The organism is Flavobacterium sp. HJJ (assembly GCF_015351475.1).
Lineage (GTDB): Bacteria > Bacteroidota > Bacteroidia > Flavobacteriales > Flavobacteriaceae > Flavobacterium > Flavobacterium marginilacus.
Window position 1 is genome coordinate 36,723 of record NZ_JADKPR010000018.1, and the last position, 15,722, is coordinate 52,444.

General features: G+C 33.3%; 16 protein-coding genes. 8 read left to right on the forward strand and 8 right to left on the reverse strand.

All coding sequences use genetic code 11. The annotated features are described in order from the left end of the window. The first annotated feature begins 22 nt into the window (after window positions 1-22). The gene (locus IRZ80_RS14410; RefSeq protein ID WP_194642275.1) at window positions 23-1,024 is read left to right on the forward strand and encodes an alpha/beta hydrolase; all 1,002 of its coding nucleotides are present in this window, start codon (window positions 23-25) and stop codon (window positions 1,022-1,024) included. A 78-nt stretch (window positions 1,025-1,102) separates the two neighbouring features. Here the strand turns inward: IRZ80_RS14410 and IRZ80_RS14415 are convergent, their stop codons facing one another. The 6 genes from IRZ80_RS14415 to IRZ80_RS14440 are packed head-to-tail and all read right to left on the reverse strand — an operon-like array spanning window position 1,103 to window position 5,039. Next, entirely contained in the window at window positions 1,103-1,612 is a 510-nt protein-coding gene (locus IRZ80_RS14415; protein ID WP_194642276.1) for a hypothetical protein, read from the reverse strand. Between the two features lie 37 nt (window positions 1,613-1,649). Then, window positions 1,650-2,183: a mechanosensitive ion channel family protein gene (locus tag IRZ80_RS14420; protein WP_194642277.1), complete on the reverse strand. Its 534-nt coding sequence runs from the start codon at window positions 2,181-2,183 to the stop codon at window positions 1,650-1,652. A gap of 17 nt (window positions 2,184-2,200) precedes the next feature. Next, window positions 2,201-2,782, reverse strand: a complete 582-nt coding sequence (locus IRZ80_RS14425) for a Maf-like protein (protein WP_194642278.1) — start codon at window positions 2,780-2,782, stop codon at window positions 2,201-2,203. Next, on the reverse strand, window positions 2,775-3,707 hold the full coding sequence (locus IRZ80_RS14430; protein ID WP_194642279.1) for a geranylgeranylglycerol-phosphate geranylgeranyltransferase: 933 nt from the start codon (window positions 3,705-3,707) through the stop codon (window positions 2,775-2,777). The genes IRZ80_RS14425 and IRZ80_RS14430 overlap by 8 nt, the downstream gene beginning before the upstream one ends. A gap of 59 nt (window positions 3,708-3,766) precedes the next feature. Continuing rightward, complete coding sequence (locus IRZ80_RS14435; RefSeq protein ID WP_194642280.1) at window positions 3,767-4,294, reverse strand: KdsC family phosphatase; 528 nt, start codon at window positions 4,292-4,294, stop codon at window positions 3,767-3,769. Next, the gene (locus tag IRZ80_RS14440) at window positions 4,278-5,039 is read right to left on the reverse strand and encodes a Rossmann-like and DUF2520 domain-containing protein (RefSeq protein WP_194642281.1); all 762 of its coding nucleotides are present in this window, start codon (window positions 5,037-5,039) and stop codon (window positions 4,278-4,280) included. The genes IRZ80_RS14435 and IRZ80_RS14440 overlap by 17 nt, the downstream gene beginning before the upstream one ends. Before the next feature lie 179 nt (window positions 5,040-5,218). Here IRZ80_RS14440 and IRZ80_RS14445 point away from each other — a divergent pair, with 179 nt between their 5' ends. From IRZ80_RS14445 to IRZ80_RS14470, 6 genes are all read left to right on the forward strand, one after another. Beyond that, window positions 5,219-5,551, forward strand: coding sequence for an ArsR/SmtB family transcription factor (locus tag IRZ80_RS14445; RefSeq protein WP_194642282.1), 333 nt, complete (start codon window positions 5,219-5,221; stop codon window positions 5,549-5,551). 112 nt (window positions 5,552-5,663) lie between these two features. Beyond that, entirely contained in the window at window positions 5,664-6,131 is a 468-nt protein-coding gene (locus IRZ80_RS14450) for a DUF6428 family protein (RefSeq protein ID WP_194642283.1), read from the forward strand. Window positions 6,132-6,221: 90 nt separating this feature from the next. Continuing rightward, complete coding sequence (locus IRZ80_RS14455; protein WP_194642284.1) at window positions 6,222-6,854, forward strand: low molecular weight phosphatase family protein; 633 nt, start codon at window positions 6,222-6,224, stop codon at window positions 6,852-6,854. Between the two features lie 2 nt (window positions 6,855-6,856). After that, on the forward strand, window positions 6,857-7,927 hold the full coding sequence (gene arsB, locus IRZ80_RS14460; protein ID WP_194642285.1) for an ACR3 family arsenite efflux transporter: 1,071 nt from the start codon (window positions 6,857-6,859) through the stop codon (window positions 7,925-7,927). Between the two features lie 212 nt (window positions 7,928-8,139). Next, on the forward strand, window positions 8,140-11,352 hold the full coding sequence (ccsA, locus tag IRZ80_RS14465) for a cytochrome c biogenesis protein CcsA (RefSeq protein WP_194642286.1): 3,213 nt from the start codon (window positions 8,140-8,142) through the stop codon (window positions 11,350-11,352). 1,346 nt (window positions 11,353-12,698) lie between these two features. Beyond that, window positions 12,699-13,244: a glutathione peroxidase gene (locus IRZ80_RS14470; RefSeq protein WP_194642287.1), complete on the forward strand. Its 546-nt coding sequence runs from the start codon at window positions 12,699-12,701 to the stop codon at window positions 13,242-13,244. 261 nt (window positions 13,245-13,505) lie between these two features. Here the strand turns inward: IRZ80_RS14470 and IRZ80_RS14475 are convergent, their stop codons facing one another. Then, window positions 13,506-14,294 (reverse strand): anti-sigma factor domain-containing protein, encoded by a 789-nt coding sequence (locus tag IRZ80_RS14475; protein WP_194642288.1) that lies wholly within the window; start codon window positions 14,292-14,294, stop codon window positions 13,506-13,508. After that, window positions 14,294-14,824 carry an RNA polymerase sigma factor gene (locus tag IRZ80_RS14480; protein ID WP_194642289.1) on the reverse strand — a complete coding sequence of 177 codons (531 nt, stop codon included), beginning with the start codon at window positions 14,822-14,824 and terminating at the stop codon, window positions 14,294-14,296. The genes IRZ80_RS14475 and IRZ80_RS14480 overlap by 1 nt, the downstream gene beginning before the upstream one ends. A gap of 228 nt (window positions 14,825-15,052) precedes the next feature. Here IRZ80_RS14480 and IRZ80_RS21140 point away from each other — a divergent pair, with 228 nt between their 5' ends. Next, window positions 15,053-15,703, forward strand: a complete 651-nt coding sequence (locus IRZ80_RS21140; protein WP_194642290.1) for a DUF4331 family protein — start codon at window positions 15,053-15,055, stop codon at window positions 15,701-15,703. Window positions 15,704-15,722 lie beyond the last annotated feature (19 nt).

Consider the following 15,722-nt stretch of genomic DNA (forward strand, 5'->3'; position numbering starts at 1 on the left):
TATAATTAATCTGCAGTTCCAAATGGATATACAATACACGGAGGATATTTTGAAGAACAGTTTCGAAAAGGCTGTCATTAAACAGCATGATGATTATGAGGGAGAGGTTGTTACCACATTAATCAGAAAGCTGTGCTTAACGGGTTCAGTTAAAGCTGTTTTATGTATTCATGGTTTCAATGATTACTTTTTTCAGGAAGTTATCGCTGATGAATTTTTAAAGAAAGGCTATAATTTTTACGCTTTGGATTTAAGAAAATACGGCCGGTCTATACTGCGGCATCAAAAATCTAATAATGTTAGACAGTTGTCAGAGTATTATGAAGATATTGACCAGGCCTTAAGTATAATAAGGGAGGAAGGTAATAATGAAACAGTGCTTTATGGACATTCTGCGGGAGGTCTCATTATTACTTTATATGCGTCAGACCGAAAGAATGACGCTCTTTTTGATGTACTGATCTGTAACAGCCCTTTTTATGATTTTAATGTCCCTTGGATTCAGAAGATACTTGTTGTTCCATTACTTTCATTATTAGGAAGATTATGTCCCAATTTGGCTTTGCCAATTAGTTTTTCAAAGTTTTATGGCAAAAGCCTGCATAAAAACGATTATGGTGAATGGGATTATAGTCTGCAGTGGAAACCTCATGCCGCTCCGTCTATTAATGCAGGATGGGTAAATGCGATACATCAGGGGCATCTGAAGATTGCAAAAGGAATTTCGGTATCAAAACCAATTTTGATATTGCATTCATCACATTCGGTTTATCTTTCAAAATGGAATAAAGCTATATTTGAGGGTGATGCAATTTTGAACGTAAATGATATTATTAAAAAAGCCAAATTAATTGACTCTCCGCATAAAGAAGTTATTGGTTTTTCAGGTGCCATGCACGATTTGGTACTGTCCAGAAAGCCTGTAAGAGATATTGTCTTTAATGCTGTTTTCGTGTGGCTGAGTGATGAAGAATCCAGCAGTCAAAATGTAAACCCAAAGTCTAAATCTACAAGCTTTAGTTAAAGACTGTTAGATAGAATTTTGAATAAAAAAAGCCGCAACTGATAAACTGTTGCGGCTTTAGAAAGTGTAGAAACAGGTTTAATGTTTGTGTCCTTTTCCTTTACCATTTCCTCCGTGGTTGCCATTATGATTACCATTATCATGATGTTCATGGCGGTCATGATCTTCATAATGCACTTGATAAGGACCTCTCATTTTTTGAGGCTTTCCTTTGTACCCTTTGTAATATCTCACTTTGTGAGTGTCATAATAGGCATAAGGAGTACGGCCATGATAATCGGTCAAAACTACTTTGTAACCATGGTATAAATCATATCCTCTGCAATAGGAAGGTAAATATCTGGAGCGGATCCATTTTCCGTTTCCATAATAAATATACTGAGTCGCACGAATGTCATAATAAACCTGAATATCGGGCAGGTAGTAATATTCAGCTTCATCGTAACCTACAGGTCCCCAAACAGGAGGTGTTCCTATATGTACATTTACGTTTGGAGTTCCTATGTTTACATCGACTGAAACCTGAGCCTGCGTTTTGTGCACGCTAAAAAACAGGAGACCTATAATAAATAATTTAATTGTTTTCATTGTGTTTAAATTTAGATTAGTAAATAAATTTAGCTGATTAATCGGTGTATTCATCATTAGAATGCAGCGGTTTTTTAATTATCGAAATTCCTTTTTGAAAAAATAAATTATTTGGGTAAATAACAATTTCTCCTTCTTTAGAACGTATTGTTACATGAAAAGCTCCAATATCTTCAATCTCACCTTCCACCAGATAATCTTTGTCATGGATTAATATAACATCTCCTATTTTGAAGGGAAATGAAAAAAACAAAATTATTCCCGATGTAATATTGCTCAAAATTGACCATTGTGCAAACATTGCGACCCCAATCACCGTGGCAATAGACGAAAGCGTAATGAAAATATCTTTGGCCTGAACTCCCCAAATTAATATCAGGGTAATTAATGCCATGATAGTAATAAGGATGTTGATATATTTGATGACTAAATTTGTTCTTCTTTCAATAATCTGGCTTGTCTTGGCATATCTTCTCACTAATTTTGATACTAGTGTTCGAGATAAAATAACTATTATCAGCAATACTCCTGTGCTGATCTGCTCTTTCAGATATTGATCAAAAAAAATCATTTATTTTTTTCAGTTATTTATAAATTATTTAAATATTCATATACTTTATCTGTCGGCATTCCCATAACATTTGCATAGGAACCTTCTATTTTTGAAACTCCAATAAAACCAATCCATTCCTGAATTCCATAAGCTCCAGCTTTATCATAAGGTTTGTAATTTTCCAAATAATAAAGTATTGCTTGGTCACTTAACGCATTAAAGGTCACTTTTGTTGTTTCGGTGATTAAATTAAAAGATAAATTTGTCTTAAAACATACCGAAGTGATGACTTCGTGAGTGCTATTTGATAATGACTTCAATATTTCAAATGCATTCTGATGATCCTTCGGTTTTCCTAAAGCACAATTATTGTGCCAGACAATAGTGTCACTGGTAATCAATATGTCATTTTGCTGTAATTCTCCTTCAAAAGCGTTGGCTTTCAGCAAAGAAAGATAATTAGTTATTTCTTCAGCTTTTAATTCTGGCGGGAAAATTTCTTCGATTTCTTTTAGCCTAATTTCAAAATCTAAATCCAGATCTTTAAAAAACTGCTGTCTCCTCGGTGAACCCGAAGCTAAAATAAGTTTATAGTTTTTTAGTTTTTCTTTAAGCATGATGATGGTGAAGAATATTATAAGTGACAACGGCAATCGAAAAACAGCCAAATAAAATGATTAGTTTCAAAATAGTGCTCAGCTGATGATAATCTTTTTTCTTTTTTGCATGATCTATTTTTATAGTAAAATAAATTAAAGGAGAGACTATACATGTCAAGGAATATAATGTAGCCAAATGCAGATCATTGGGTAAAAAGTAATTTTTGATGTAGTAAGTAATCATGATCAAAGGAATCAGACTTAATACAAAGACAATCTTTGATGTACGTTTTAAGCCCAAAATGACAGGTAATGTATTCATTCCTTGTTTGTGATCTCCGCTGATATCTTCCATGTCTTTGACAATTTCCCTGATAAAATTAATTACAAATGCAAATACTGCATAATCCATAAGTATCGAAAACAGTTCGGCCATTTCGATTTTATTTTCTGGATTGATAACTGGCAGAAGATCAAAAACACCAATGATTATTACACTAAATGCCAATAAAAAAGCTACAACAAAGTTGCCGATGAGCAGCATTTGTTTTAAGCTTGTGGCATACAGATATAAGGTAGCCGAAATAATAATAAAGATAGATGCAAATCCAGGTTTTGCAATTACATTTGATAGATAAAAACCAATACCAACACCCAGTACAGTGACAAAAAAATAAATATTATAGGCACTGGCTTCGGATATGCTTTTGCCGACAACAACTTTTTTTGGCTTGTTGTAGTTGTCCGTTGCCTGATCCATGATGTTATTTATCACATAGCCTCCAGCAGCAATCATGACTGTTGCCAATACTAATAATAGATACTGCCAATCAGTTAGTGCCAAAGTGATATTTTGGAAATTTAAAAATCCGTATCTAAAAAGCAGCTGCATCAGAGCAAGCATTAGTAAATTTTGGAAACGTATTAATTTGAGATACTTCATTGTGAATTGCGAAGGGTTATTGGTGGTTATTTGTTAATAGCTGTTTACTTATGGATGTTTTAGTCAAGTTTTCCATCAAAATGAGTTGTCCATTTTCCCTGTACTTTCATTACTTGTTCAATCACGTCGCGTACTGCTCCTTTACCGCCGTTTTTATGTGATATGTAAGCCGAAATTGTTTTGATTTCGGGACTTGCATCTTGTGGGCAGGCAGGCAGTCCAACTAATTTCATAACGTGATAATCTGGAATATCATCTCCCATATACAAAACCTGCTCAGGGTTGATGCCGTAAAGATCAGTATATTCTTTGAAAGTTTTTACTTTGTCTGGTGTGCCCAAATGAATATTAGTAATTCCTAAATTCCGCAGTCTTATTCTAACGCCCTCATTGCTTCCGCCAGAAATAATGCATACATGATAACCGCTTTCGACAGCCGCTTTTAAGGCATAGCCATCACGTATATTCATTGTTCTCAGCATTTCTCCTTCATTGGAAACAAATACGGAACCGTCAGTAAGCACGCCATCTACGTCAAAAATAAACGCAGTTATATCATTCATTATTTCTTTATAGCTTTTTGCCATGATTTTGTATAGATTGTGTTAGTATTTTATAAATTGTTGATTGATTTTCATTGGATAAAAAAGATTCATGAGCCGCAATTGTCGAAATGTCATTGCGTTTTGCCGGACCTGTCTGGGCATCTTTTGGGGAAAGCGTCAGTAGTTTTTCGGCAGTTTCAAGAATCAGTGGTTTTAAAATATCAAAAGATACATGATTTTCCTGGCAGATATCATTTCCTAACTGGTACAGATAATTCGTGAAATTATTCACAAAAACGGCTGCTACATGCAATGCTTTTCGCTGATGGGAATCAATGGCCTGCACATTGTCCGAAATAGAAGCTGCAGTTTTTTCCAGTAATGTATAATCATTTTCAAATTCCGTTTCCAAGCAGAATGGAACGGTTTTAAAATCAATTGTTTTTCCTTTGGTAAATGTCTGTAACGGATAAAATACCCCTTTCCTGTTTTTCCTGTTCAATGATGTCAATGGTGCGCTCCCGGATGTATGAACAACCAGACGGTTTTCAAACGGTAACTGTGAAGAAACTTCTGAAATGGCATCATCCGAAACCGCTATTATATATAAATCGGCTTCTGCCAAAGCATTCCAGTCATTGATGATTTTGCTTGAATCAAGATTTGGAATAATCTGCCTTTGGTTTCTTGAAAATACCTGTATGATATCTATCGCTTTATTTTTTGCGAAAGCATCAATGAGGTGTTGTGCAACATTCCCAGAACCTATAATTGTTATTTTAATCATTCGGCAAAATTAACAAAAAAAGTGAAGTTTTGATTTCAATTTTTTAATCTGGTTTAACGGTAAAACTTGTAAGTTATTATGCATATTCAGTCTTTATTTTAAAAATAATCTGATAAAAATGGGCTTTAATTTTTTTGTTCAAATGCAATATCGTAATATTGCAATATAGAAATATAACTATGGGGGCGACTAAAACAGATTTTTACACTGAAAATCAAAACGAACTGGCAATTTTGATAAAAGCATTGGGACATCCTGCCCGAATTGCTATTATCGAATATCTTTTAAAAGTTAACTCTTGCATTTGCGGTGATATTGTAAATGAATTGTCTTTGGCACAGCCAACAATTTCGCAGCATTTGAAAGAACTTAAGAATGCAGGATTAATAAAAGGAAGTATTGAGGGAAATGCAATCTGCTATTGCATTGACGAAAAAGGATTTGAAAAAATAAAAAGTTTTTTTCAAAATGTAAACGAGCATATTGAAAGAAAGAAAACAGATTGTTGTTAAATTTTAAATATAATTATTATGGAATCGCCATTAATTACAAGTTTACTGCAAGCAAACACCAATAAATAAAAGGCGATAACATATTTGACCTTAAACAAATAAATTTACATATATGAAACTTTCACAAATTAAAAAGCTGTTAGGTACAGTTGAAACTGTAAATTTTCAATTGCCAAACGGAACATTTGTTCCTGAACATTTTCACGTTACAGAAGTGGGTTTGATAAATAAAAGGTTTATCGATTGCGGCGGAACTGTCCGTAGTGAAACAGTTGCGAATTTTCAGCTTTGGGATGCCAATGATTTTGAACACAGACTGAAACCCGAAAAACTTTTAAATGTTATTCAGTTATCAGAAAAAGTGCTGGGTATAGAAGATTTTGAAATTGAAGTTGAATATCAAAACACAACAATTGGTAAATATGATTTAGGCTTCAATGGTGAAAATTTTGAATTACTGAACAAACATACTGCTTGTTTAGCACAAGATCAATGCGGAATTCCATCCGAAAAACAGAAAGTGAGATTGTCAGATATTAATGCCAAAGCTTGCTGCGCTCCAGAAGCAAAATGCTGCTAAACTAGTTATGGAATTTAAGAGATCTAACAGTTTTTTTAAAACCAGTTAGGTCTTGATTCGTATTAATCATAAATCTATTTAAAAAAATAAATGACCACAAACCAATCAATTCTATTTCCAGAAATAGAAAAAGTAATTAAGAATTTAAACATTGAGAACATTTCGGCAGAACGCAGAGAAATTTTGCAGCCTTTGGTCAATTTTGTCCAAAACAAAGCTGCAAACCAGCAGGAAATAAGATTAAACCTTATCTGTACGCATAATTCGAGAAGGAGCCATTTGTCACAAGTTTGGGCACAGACTGCCTCGGCTTATTTCAATATAAAAAATGTATTTTGCTATTCGGGTGGGACAGAAGCGACCGCAATGTTTCCGATGGTGGCAAAAACTTTGGAAAACCAGGGTTTCAAAATTAAAACCATTTCTGGCGGAAACAATCCAATATATAGTATAAAATATACCAAAAATGAACACCCGATTATTGGTTTTTCAAAAGCCTATGATGATGATTTTAACCCTGAAAATGATTTTGCAGCTATTATGACTTGTTCTTCTGCCGATCAGGGCTGTCCTTTTATTGCCGGAGCAGAAGTGCGTGTACCAATTACTTTTGAAGACCCAAAAGCATTTGATAACACACCGCAGCAAGCAGAAAAATACGAAGAAAGAAGCCTGCAGATTGCAGCCGAAATGATTTATGTTTTTTCACAAATTAAACAATAATTATGGCAGCAAATAATTGTTTACCAGTATTGAAAAGAAAGAAATTAGGATTTCTGGACAGGTTTTTAACACTTTGGATATTCCTTGCAATGGCAATAGGGGTTTCAATAGGTTATTTTATACCATCAAGCAGCGGTTTTATCAACTCATTTTCGAGCGGAACAACCAATATTCCCTTGGCAGTAGGATTAATACTGATGATGTATCCGCCTTTGGCAAAAGTAAAGTACGAACAAATGGGTGAAGTGTTCAAAAACACCAAAGTTCTTGGCGCTTCATTATTCCTGAATTGGATTGTTGGTCCGATACTGATGTTTTTATTAGCATTATTATTTCTAAAAGATTATCCCGAATACATGATTGGTTTAATTCTAATTGGTTTAGCACGCTGTATTGCCATGGTTGTTGTCTGGAATGATCTGGCCGAAGGAAACCGGGAATATGGAGCAGGATTAATTGCCTTAAACAGTATTTTTCAAGTGCTGCTTTATAGTGTTTATGCCTATGTTTTTATCACAATCTTACCGCCTTATTTTGGCTATACTGGTTTTGAAGTGAATATCAGCATTGGGCAAATTGCGGAAAGCGTGGGTATTTATTTGGGAATTCCTTTTGCGTTCGGCATCATTAGCCGATACACATTAATCAAACTGAAAGGCGAAGAATGGTTTCAGACAAAATATGTTCCTGTAATTTCGCCAATAACATTAGCTGCATTATTATTTACAATTCTGATAATGTTTAGTCTAAAAGGCGAACTCATTGTACAGATTCCAATGGATGTCATTCGTATTGCGATTCCGTTAGTCGTTTATTTTGTGGTGATGTTTGTTCTTAGTTTTTTTGTCGGAAAACATTTTGGTGCCGATTATTCTAAATCTGCCGCAATCGCATTTACGGCAACAGGCAATAATTTTGAATTGGCAATAGCAGTCGCCATAGGTGTTTTTGGCATTAACAGCGGACAGGCATTTGCTGGCGTAATTGGTCCTTTGGTCGAAGTGCCGGCATTAATTGCATTAGTAAACGCAGCTTTTTGGTTTCGAAAGAAATATTTTGGAACAGAAATATAAAGAAGAAATTACAGATGAGACTTTCCTTTTTTTCAGGCAGTCTCATTTGTCCTTTTTACTTTTAGAATTATCTCTTCGACAGATAGATTTATGTTTTTCTTTTCAAAAATAGACCTCCTTAATTTTGGATTAAATTAACAATTAGGCCTTTAAAAAAGTGTGTAATTTTGAGTACTTTTGCGACACTTTATTTAAACGAAATTCACATCCAAATGGATAAAAAATTATTCTCTGTCCTATTTTCTACCCGATTAATGGCTATATTATTTCTGACTTTTGCAATTGCAATGGGAACAGGAACTTTTATAGAAAGCAAATACAATACTGATACTGCCCGAATTTTGATTTATAATACTTGGTGGTTTGAAGCAATTATGGGGTTCTTCATGATTAATTTTATAGGAAACATCAAGCGTTATCAATTGCTGAAAAAAGAAAAATGGGCAACTTTACTGCTGCATTTGGCTTTTATATTTATTATTGCCGGGGCTTTTATAACACGCTACATTAGTTATGAAGGAATGATGCCTATTCGCGAAGGTGCTGCAGAGAATCAGTTTTACTCGGATAAAACATTTTTAACTCTTTTTGTAGATGGTGAATATAAAGGAGAAATGAAACGCAGGGTTTTTGAAAAACCAGTTTTGTTATCTCCTGCAACTGATAATGATTTTTCATTGAAAGGTGATTTTGCAGGAAATCCTTTTGAAGTTCGGTATGAAAAGTATATTATGGGAGCCAAAGAATATGTAAAACCGGATCCAAAAGGGACTTTGTATTTTAAATTGGTTGAGGCAGGTGATGGCGGCCGTGAGGAGCATTTTCTGAAATCAGGTGAGGTGCAGAATATTCATAATGTTCTTTTTGCCTTGAATAAATTTACCGAAGGAGCTATTAATATAAATACAACTGGAAGTAGTTATACGATTCAAATGCCTTTTGAAGGGAATTTTATGAGAATGGCAGATAAATTACAGGGTAAAGTAGTTAAAGATATTGTACAGCCTTTGATGATGCGTTCTTTGTACAGTATTGGCGATATCCGCTTTGTTTTTCCAGAACCGGCTGTTAAAGGAGTAATTGATTACGAAACAAAAAATGATTACAAAGAGAAAAACCACGAAGATATTTTAGTTGTTAAGCTTATTGCTGATGGTAAAGAAGAATCAGTTTCTTTATTGGGATCAAAAGGCAAAGTAGGGGATTCCAAAACGGTCAAAATAGGAGGAAAGGAGTATAGCTTTTTCTTTGGAAGCAAAGCATATGTATTACCGTTTAAGATAAAACTAAATGATTTTATTGCACAGAAATATCCTGGTACAGAAAAAAGTTATTCTTCTTTTGAAAGTCAGGTAACAGTTCAGGATTCTGTAAAACCATTTGATGCCAGAATTTATATGAATCATGTTTTGGACCACGAGGGTTATCGTTTTTTTCAATCATCATTTGACCCTGATGAGAAGGGAACTGTGTTGTCTGTAAATCATGATTATTGGGGAACAACAATCACTTACATTGGATATTTTTTATTGTTTTTTAGTATGATTGCAATTTTGTTTGTCAAACATTCCCGTTTTGCTGATCTGAAAAGAAAATTAGAAGTAGTTAAAAACAAAAAAGCAAAACTGCTTACGGTTTTGGTATTGCTTTTTAGTTTGACAGGTTTTGCCCAGGAGCATAATCACGAGCACGATCATGAACATAACCACGATCATACTGCGGAAAAAGCCGATTCGCAAATGGAAAGTCCTGCTCATGTAAGGGTAAAACCAACTCAGAAGCAATTGGATTCAGTATTGACTGCTTTTACAGTAACCAAAGAACATGCAGCAAAGTTTGGCCGTCTGATTATTCAGGATGCTGGCGGAAGAATGAAACCAATCAATACTTTTTCATCAGAATTGCTGCGAAAAGTAAGTCATTCGGATACGTATAACGGAATGAATTCGGATCAGGTATTTTTATCGATGACACAAAGTGCCCAGCTGTGGATCGAAATTCCGCTGATTTATATAAAACCGGGTAACGATAGTATTCGCCATATAATTGGGGTTGATGTCAAAGATACATATGCACCCTTTATTGCTTTCTTTGATGCAAAAGGAAATTATAAATTATCGCCTTATCTTGATGCGGCTTACAAAGCAGGAAATCCAAATCAGTTTGAAAAAGATTTTGTGGAAACAGATAAGAAAGTAAATTTAATGGAATCCGCATTGAGTGGCAGTATTTTACGAATTTTTCCAATTCCTAATGAACCAAATAATAAATGGATTTCTTATTTAGAACTTGAGCATGCCGGTTTGAAAGGAATGGATTCTACTTATACCAAAAGTATTCTGCCTCTTTATTTTGGAACATTGGGACATGCTGTTCAAACAAAGAACTACAAAACAGCTGATGATCTTTTGGAAAGCATCAGCGGTTTTCAGAAAAAATTTGGCAGTAAAGTAAGACCGAGTGAAGAAAAAATAGAATTAGAGATTGCTTATAATAAATATGACCTGCTTCAAAAATTGCCTTATTGGTATATGTTTGCATCGATTTTGATGTTTACATTTACAATTCTTCAAATCTTTAAAGATTCAAAATTGATGCGCATTTTAGTCAATTCGATGCATGTAATTGTTGCTATTCTTTTTGTTTTGCATACAATTACATTAGGAGCACGCTGGTATATTTCGGAACATGCACCCTGGAGTAATGCTTATGAAGCAATCGTTTACGTGGCTTGGTCGACAATGTTTTTTGGCTTAGCTTTCGATATAAAATCAAAATTAACTGTAGCTTCGGCTACGTTTGTTACGTCAATGATACTTTCAGCAGCTTATATGAATTGGATTGATCCAGAAATTGCCAATTTGCAGCCAGTTCTTAACTCATATTGGTTAATGATTCACGTGGCTGTTATTGTAGCGAGTTATGGACCAACTGCGTTAGGAATGATTTTAGGTTTTGTGTCGCTTCTTCTTATATTTTTCACCAATGAAAAGAATAAAACTAAGATGGAACTGAACATAAAAGAGATTACCTATATCAACGAAATGTCATTAACAATCGGTTTAATTATGCTGACTATAGGTAACTTTCTTGGAGGGCAGTGGGCAAATGAAAGCTGGGGACGTTATTGGGGATGGGATCCAAAAGAAACTTGGGCATTAATCAGTATTATGGTTTATGCTTTTGTAATTCATGCTAGGTTTGTTCCGTTATTAAGAGGAAAATGGATTTTTAACCTGATGAGTATGTTTGCCTTTGTCTCTATTCTATTCACATATTATGGTGTGAATTTCCACTTAGTTGGACTGCATTCCTACGCAAGCGGAGAAGCACATTCACTAAGCTGGATTTGGTATTCATTAGGGACAATTTCTGTGATTGGAGCAGTTACTTATCCGAAATATAAAAAGTATTATAAGAAGTAGGATTCTATCATAAATAGAAAATAAGGGTTATTCGAAAGAGTAGCCCTTATTTTTTTTTGAACTGCATTAAAAAAGTTAAAACTTACAATTTTGAAAAAATAATTATGTTTTGTCGGTAAAAAAATGTTGTTTAAAGATTTTGGCACGGTCTTTGAAAATACATTACTGATGATGTTTTGAGGTATGGATCTCTTTGTAAAGTTAGAAGGTTATTTTTCATGGTTTGTTTACAATAGTTAGTTAAAAGACGGTTATCTCTTATATATTATTGGTTTTTATTTGGTTAAAAGATGCTCGTAGAAGAGCATCTTTTTTTATGGGCAATCTCAATTTTTTTAAAAGCCTGAAGTTTAGCTATTCACATTAGTACTAAAAACTTAAATTATTTATTGGTCTCAAACAGAGTTTAAAACTATGTACTTTCAGTGCATCTCGCTTTAGCTTCTAAAAAAGTTTTTGCCACAGATTTACAGATTTAAAATCATCTTTTATCTGTGAATCTGTGGCAAAATTTTATCAATTTTTGCAATCCAACCTTGCACTTTCAGTCTGCCTAACCAAATCTATGGACTTTTAGTCTGTAGCTTCTTAGTTAAGTAAAATCTTATTTAATATTTAATTTTATGTGTTTAATCGTTAAAAATGGTATTTTGTAGATTATTTATACTTTTTTTGAATTAAATTTGTTTTTACTAAGAGAGAAAGACATTTTTTAAGATTTGTAGTTTTAAGGTTTATTTTTAAATTTAGTAGGTTAGGTTTAGGATAATAAAATTACATGGGGGCATCTTATAAAACAGTCTGTTATTTCATTAAAAGATGTTTCTTTTAGAAACATCTTTTTTTATATAAATCACATTGTTTTTCGAATTCTATTTTAAAATATGAATTTGACTTTTTTATAATCACCTGTTTATGAGACTGTTGTTTTTGGTTAATAAAGTTGTTTTTTGTTTTATTTATGTAGTAAAAAACTTATGTTTTTTAAAAAAACATGTATTTTATCGATAAAATATATCTTTTTATGGTGTAAGTGTTTTGAATTTGTATATTTGAGTATCTATTCAAAATGATGATTTTTAAGGATTTGTAATTTTTTTTTAATTTAGTAGGTTAGGTTTAGGGAAATTAATTACATGGGGGAATCTGATTAAAATTATCAATTAAAGAGGTTTTTTTAGAACCTCTTTTTTTTTGTGCCATACTGAACCAAAATTCAATCAGCTGAAGATGGGGAAGAGTAAAATTAATTCTGAATTTTAGCCAGAAATACTTTCTGTTTTTATTAACATTTGTAACATTAAATAACAGGGATATTTGTTTAATTTTATATCAAAAAATAAACTATGAAAAATATAATAGCAGCGTTCTGCGCAATGTTTCTTTTTAATATCCAAATTCAGGCACAAGTGAAACAAAATATTTATCAATTCAAAGTTGAAGATTTGTACGGAAAGACGTTTGATTTTGCTTCGCTAAAAGGCAAAAAAATTATGATTGTCAATACTGCTTCAAAATGCGGATTGACACCTCAGTATAAAGATCTGGAGGCATTATATAAAGAGTATGCTTCCAAAGGTTTTGTAATTGTTGGTTTTCCAGCCAATAACTTTGCTTCACAAGAACCGGGTACTAATGAGGAAATTGCTAGTTTTTGTCAGTTAAACTACGGAGTTACCTTTCCTATGATGGATAAAGTTTCGGTAAAAGGGGATGATATGTGTGCCGTTTATCAGTTTTTGACTAAAAAGTCTAAAAATGGATTGGAAGATTCTGAAGTAAAATGGAATTTCCAAAAATACCTTATCAATGAAAAAGGGGAATTAGTAAAAGTAATTTCTCCAAAAACCCTGCCAACAGATCCGGAAGTGGTAAATTGGATTAAGGGATAGTATTCAGTTAGCAGTATTCAGTATTCAGTTATAAAAAAGAGTTTGCATCGCAAACTCTTTTTTGTGAGATATAAAAATTTATTACTATTCTTAGCTAATATCAAACTGATTGAATCAGCCACAGAACAGATTAAAAAGATTTACACAGATTTTTTATAAAAAGAGTAATGAAATCTGTGATAATCTGTGTAATCAGCGGCAAAAAATACATGATATTATTTGCGCAAAGTCATATAAAAATTATTAAAATAAAGGCTTAATCTAAACTTTTCCTAAAGTATATAATTGCTCCATTGTTGGCGAAGTGCTTCCGCCTTCTGGTTCTAATGTTATTCCAAAAGCTTCGGCAAAACCAGCGTCGCTGACTTCGAATATTTTTTGGTCATTAGCAGTGAAATTTGCAAGTAATCCAATACTTGTCGGTGTTAAGACGGGTGCTAATTTTAAAGCCCAAACTTGGTAAACCATTCCTTTTGGCGGTTTCGGCAGACCCGATGCATCTACATACACGGCTTTGGTTTCTTTGTTCCAATATATTTTTGCAAATGAAGCAGGCGAGACCGTCTGCCCGCCCAAGCTTACTACAGTATTTTTTGGATCACGAATCACAGCCAGACCCGTTTCGATGGTTTTGTTTTTTATACCTAATGAATCTACTGTTTTAATCAGATTTTCTTTTTCAGAATTTATTTCAGCTACTTGATTTTTGGTCTCATTGAGCTGCAGGTATTGATAGCCAATGCCTAATAATAAAACTACAGCTGCAGCCCAGCCGATATAAGTATATTTTGATTTTGACGGAGTCATTTCAACAACTTTTCCGTGTTTCAGCTCTAATTTGGCTTTAATTTTTTCATAATTAGCAACCGAATGAAATGGAGAAAAAGTCGAAGATAAGGCCACAATAGCTTTCTCAATCGAAATAATTTCATCGTTTATTTCACTGTACTCTTTTGCCAAAGCGGCAATCTCTATGTTTTCTGTTTCGCTAAGTAAACCATAAACATAAAGCTCTAAAATTCCGGAGTCTATATATTGTTTTGTATCCATTATAATTTTAAATAAAGTCGTAAATCGTTAATACAATTTCTGTTTTGTGTTTTAACAGTCCCCAATGGTATTGCTAATTCTTCCGAAGCTTCCTGCTGCGTGTATCCTTTAAAAAATAACAGATCGATAATCTGGATACACTTGGGTTTTAGTTTTTTTACAAATTCCTGAATTCCGATAGCATCAATTTTATGTGACAGTTTGCTGCTGTCGTCTAATAGATTTACGAAATTATCCGAAGAAAGGTTTTTTTGACTGTTATTAAAATTTTTGGAACGCAGTTTATCGATAGAAGTATTGCGTGCAATGTTGATTATCCATGTGTAAAAGCGCCCTTTGCTTTCATGATATGAATCGATATTTTTCCAAATTTTTACAAATACTTCCTGTAGAACATCTTCGGCTTCTTCCCGGTTTTTGACTAAAGTATTGATGACAGCAAACAGACTTTTAGAGTACATATCGTATAAATGCGTAAAAGCTTTTTCATCCTTACTATAAATTAAAACTAATAATTCTTCTTGCGTCATGGTGTTTTGATTTGTGATTTACAAACATATACAAATCATTTTAATTCCTGACATTTTTAATAATTATCGAAAATAAATAAATCTGATTTTAAAATTCGATAGTTTTTTTAAGTTTCAAAGTGTTGAAAGTTAGTTTGTTAAAATTTATTTTAACTTTTTTTGATTTTTTTAAAACCAAAAGCAAATCAATTGCGTAAATGCTCTTATAACTATAAAAATTATAATAAAATGAAAAAATCAAAATTAGTATTAGGACTTTCATTCTTGGCTGTTTCAGGATTAGTTCTAATTGCGGCAGATCACATTGATGCGCCTTCAGTAACCGGTAATGCGGCAGACATTACAGACATGTTCACTTTTCAGGGACAGGACACCAATAATTTAGTTTTTGCTGTTAATACCCAAGGATTGTTATCTCCTAATAAAACTGCTGAAGCAGTATTTAATGAAAATGTGATGATCGAAGTAAATATTGACAACACAGGCGATAATGTTGAAGATTTAGTAATTCAGGCTGTAAAAAGGGGTGATAAAATGTATTTCTTCGGACCTTATAAACCTTCCATGACTGGAAAAAACAGTTCGATAGATGTAAGTAAAGCTTCTGGAGACGTTGCAATTTCTGCTTATAAAATGACTCCGGTAACAGCGTCTAAAAACGGAATGAAGTTTTTTGCAGGACCAAGAGACGATCCGTTTTTCTTTGATTTAGGTCAATTTCAAAAAATTCTCGGAGGAACTGCAGCTGGATTTAATAACCCGGGTGTAGACACTTTTGCAGGGACAAATGTTTTGTCGGTTGTTGTTGAAGTGCCAAAAGTGATGCTGGGAGGTTCAGGAACTTTAAACGTTTGGGCTGAAACTAAGAAAAAACAATAAGAAATAGTATTTAAAACTT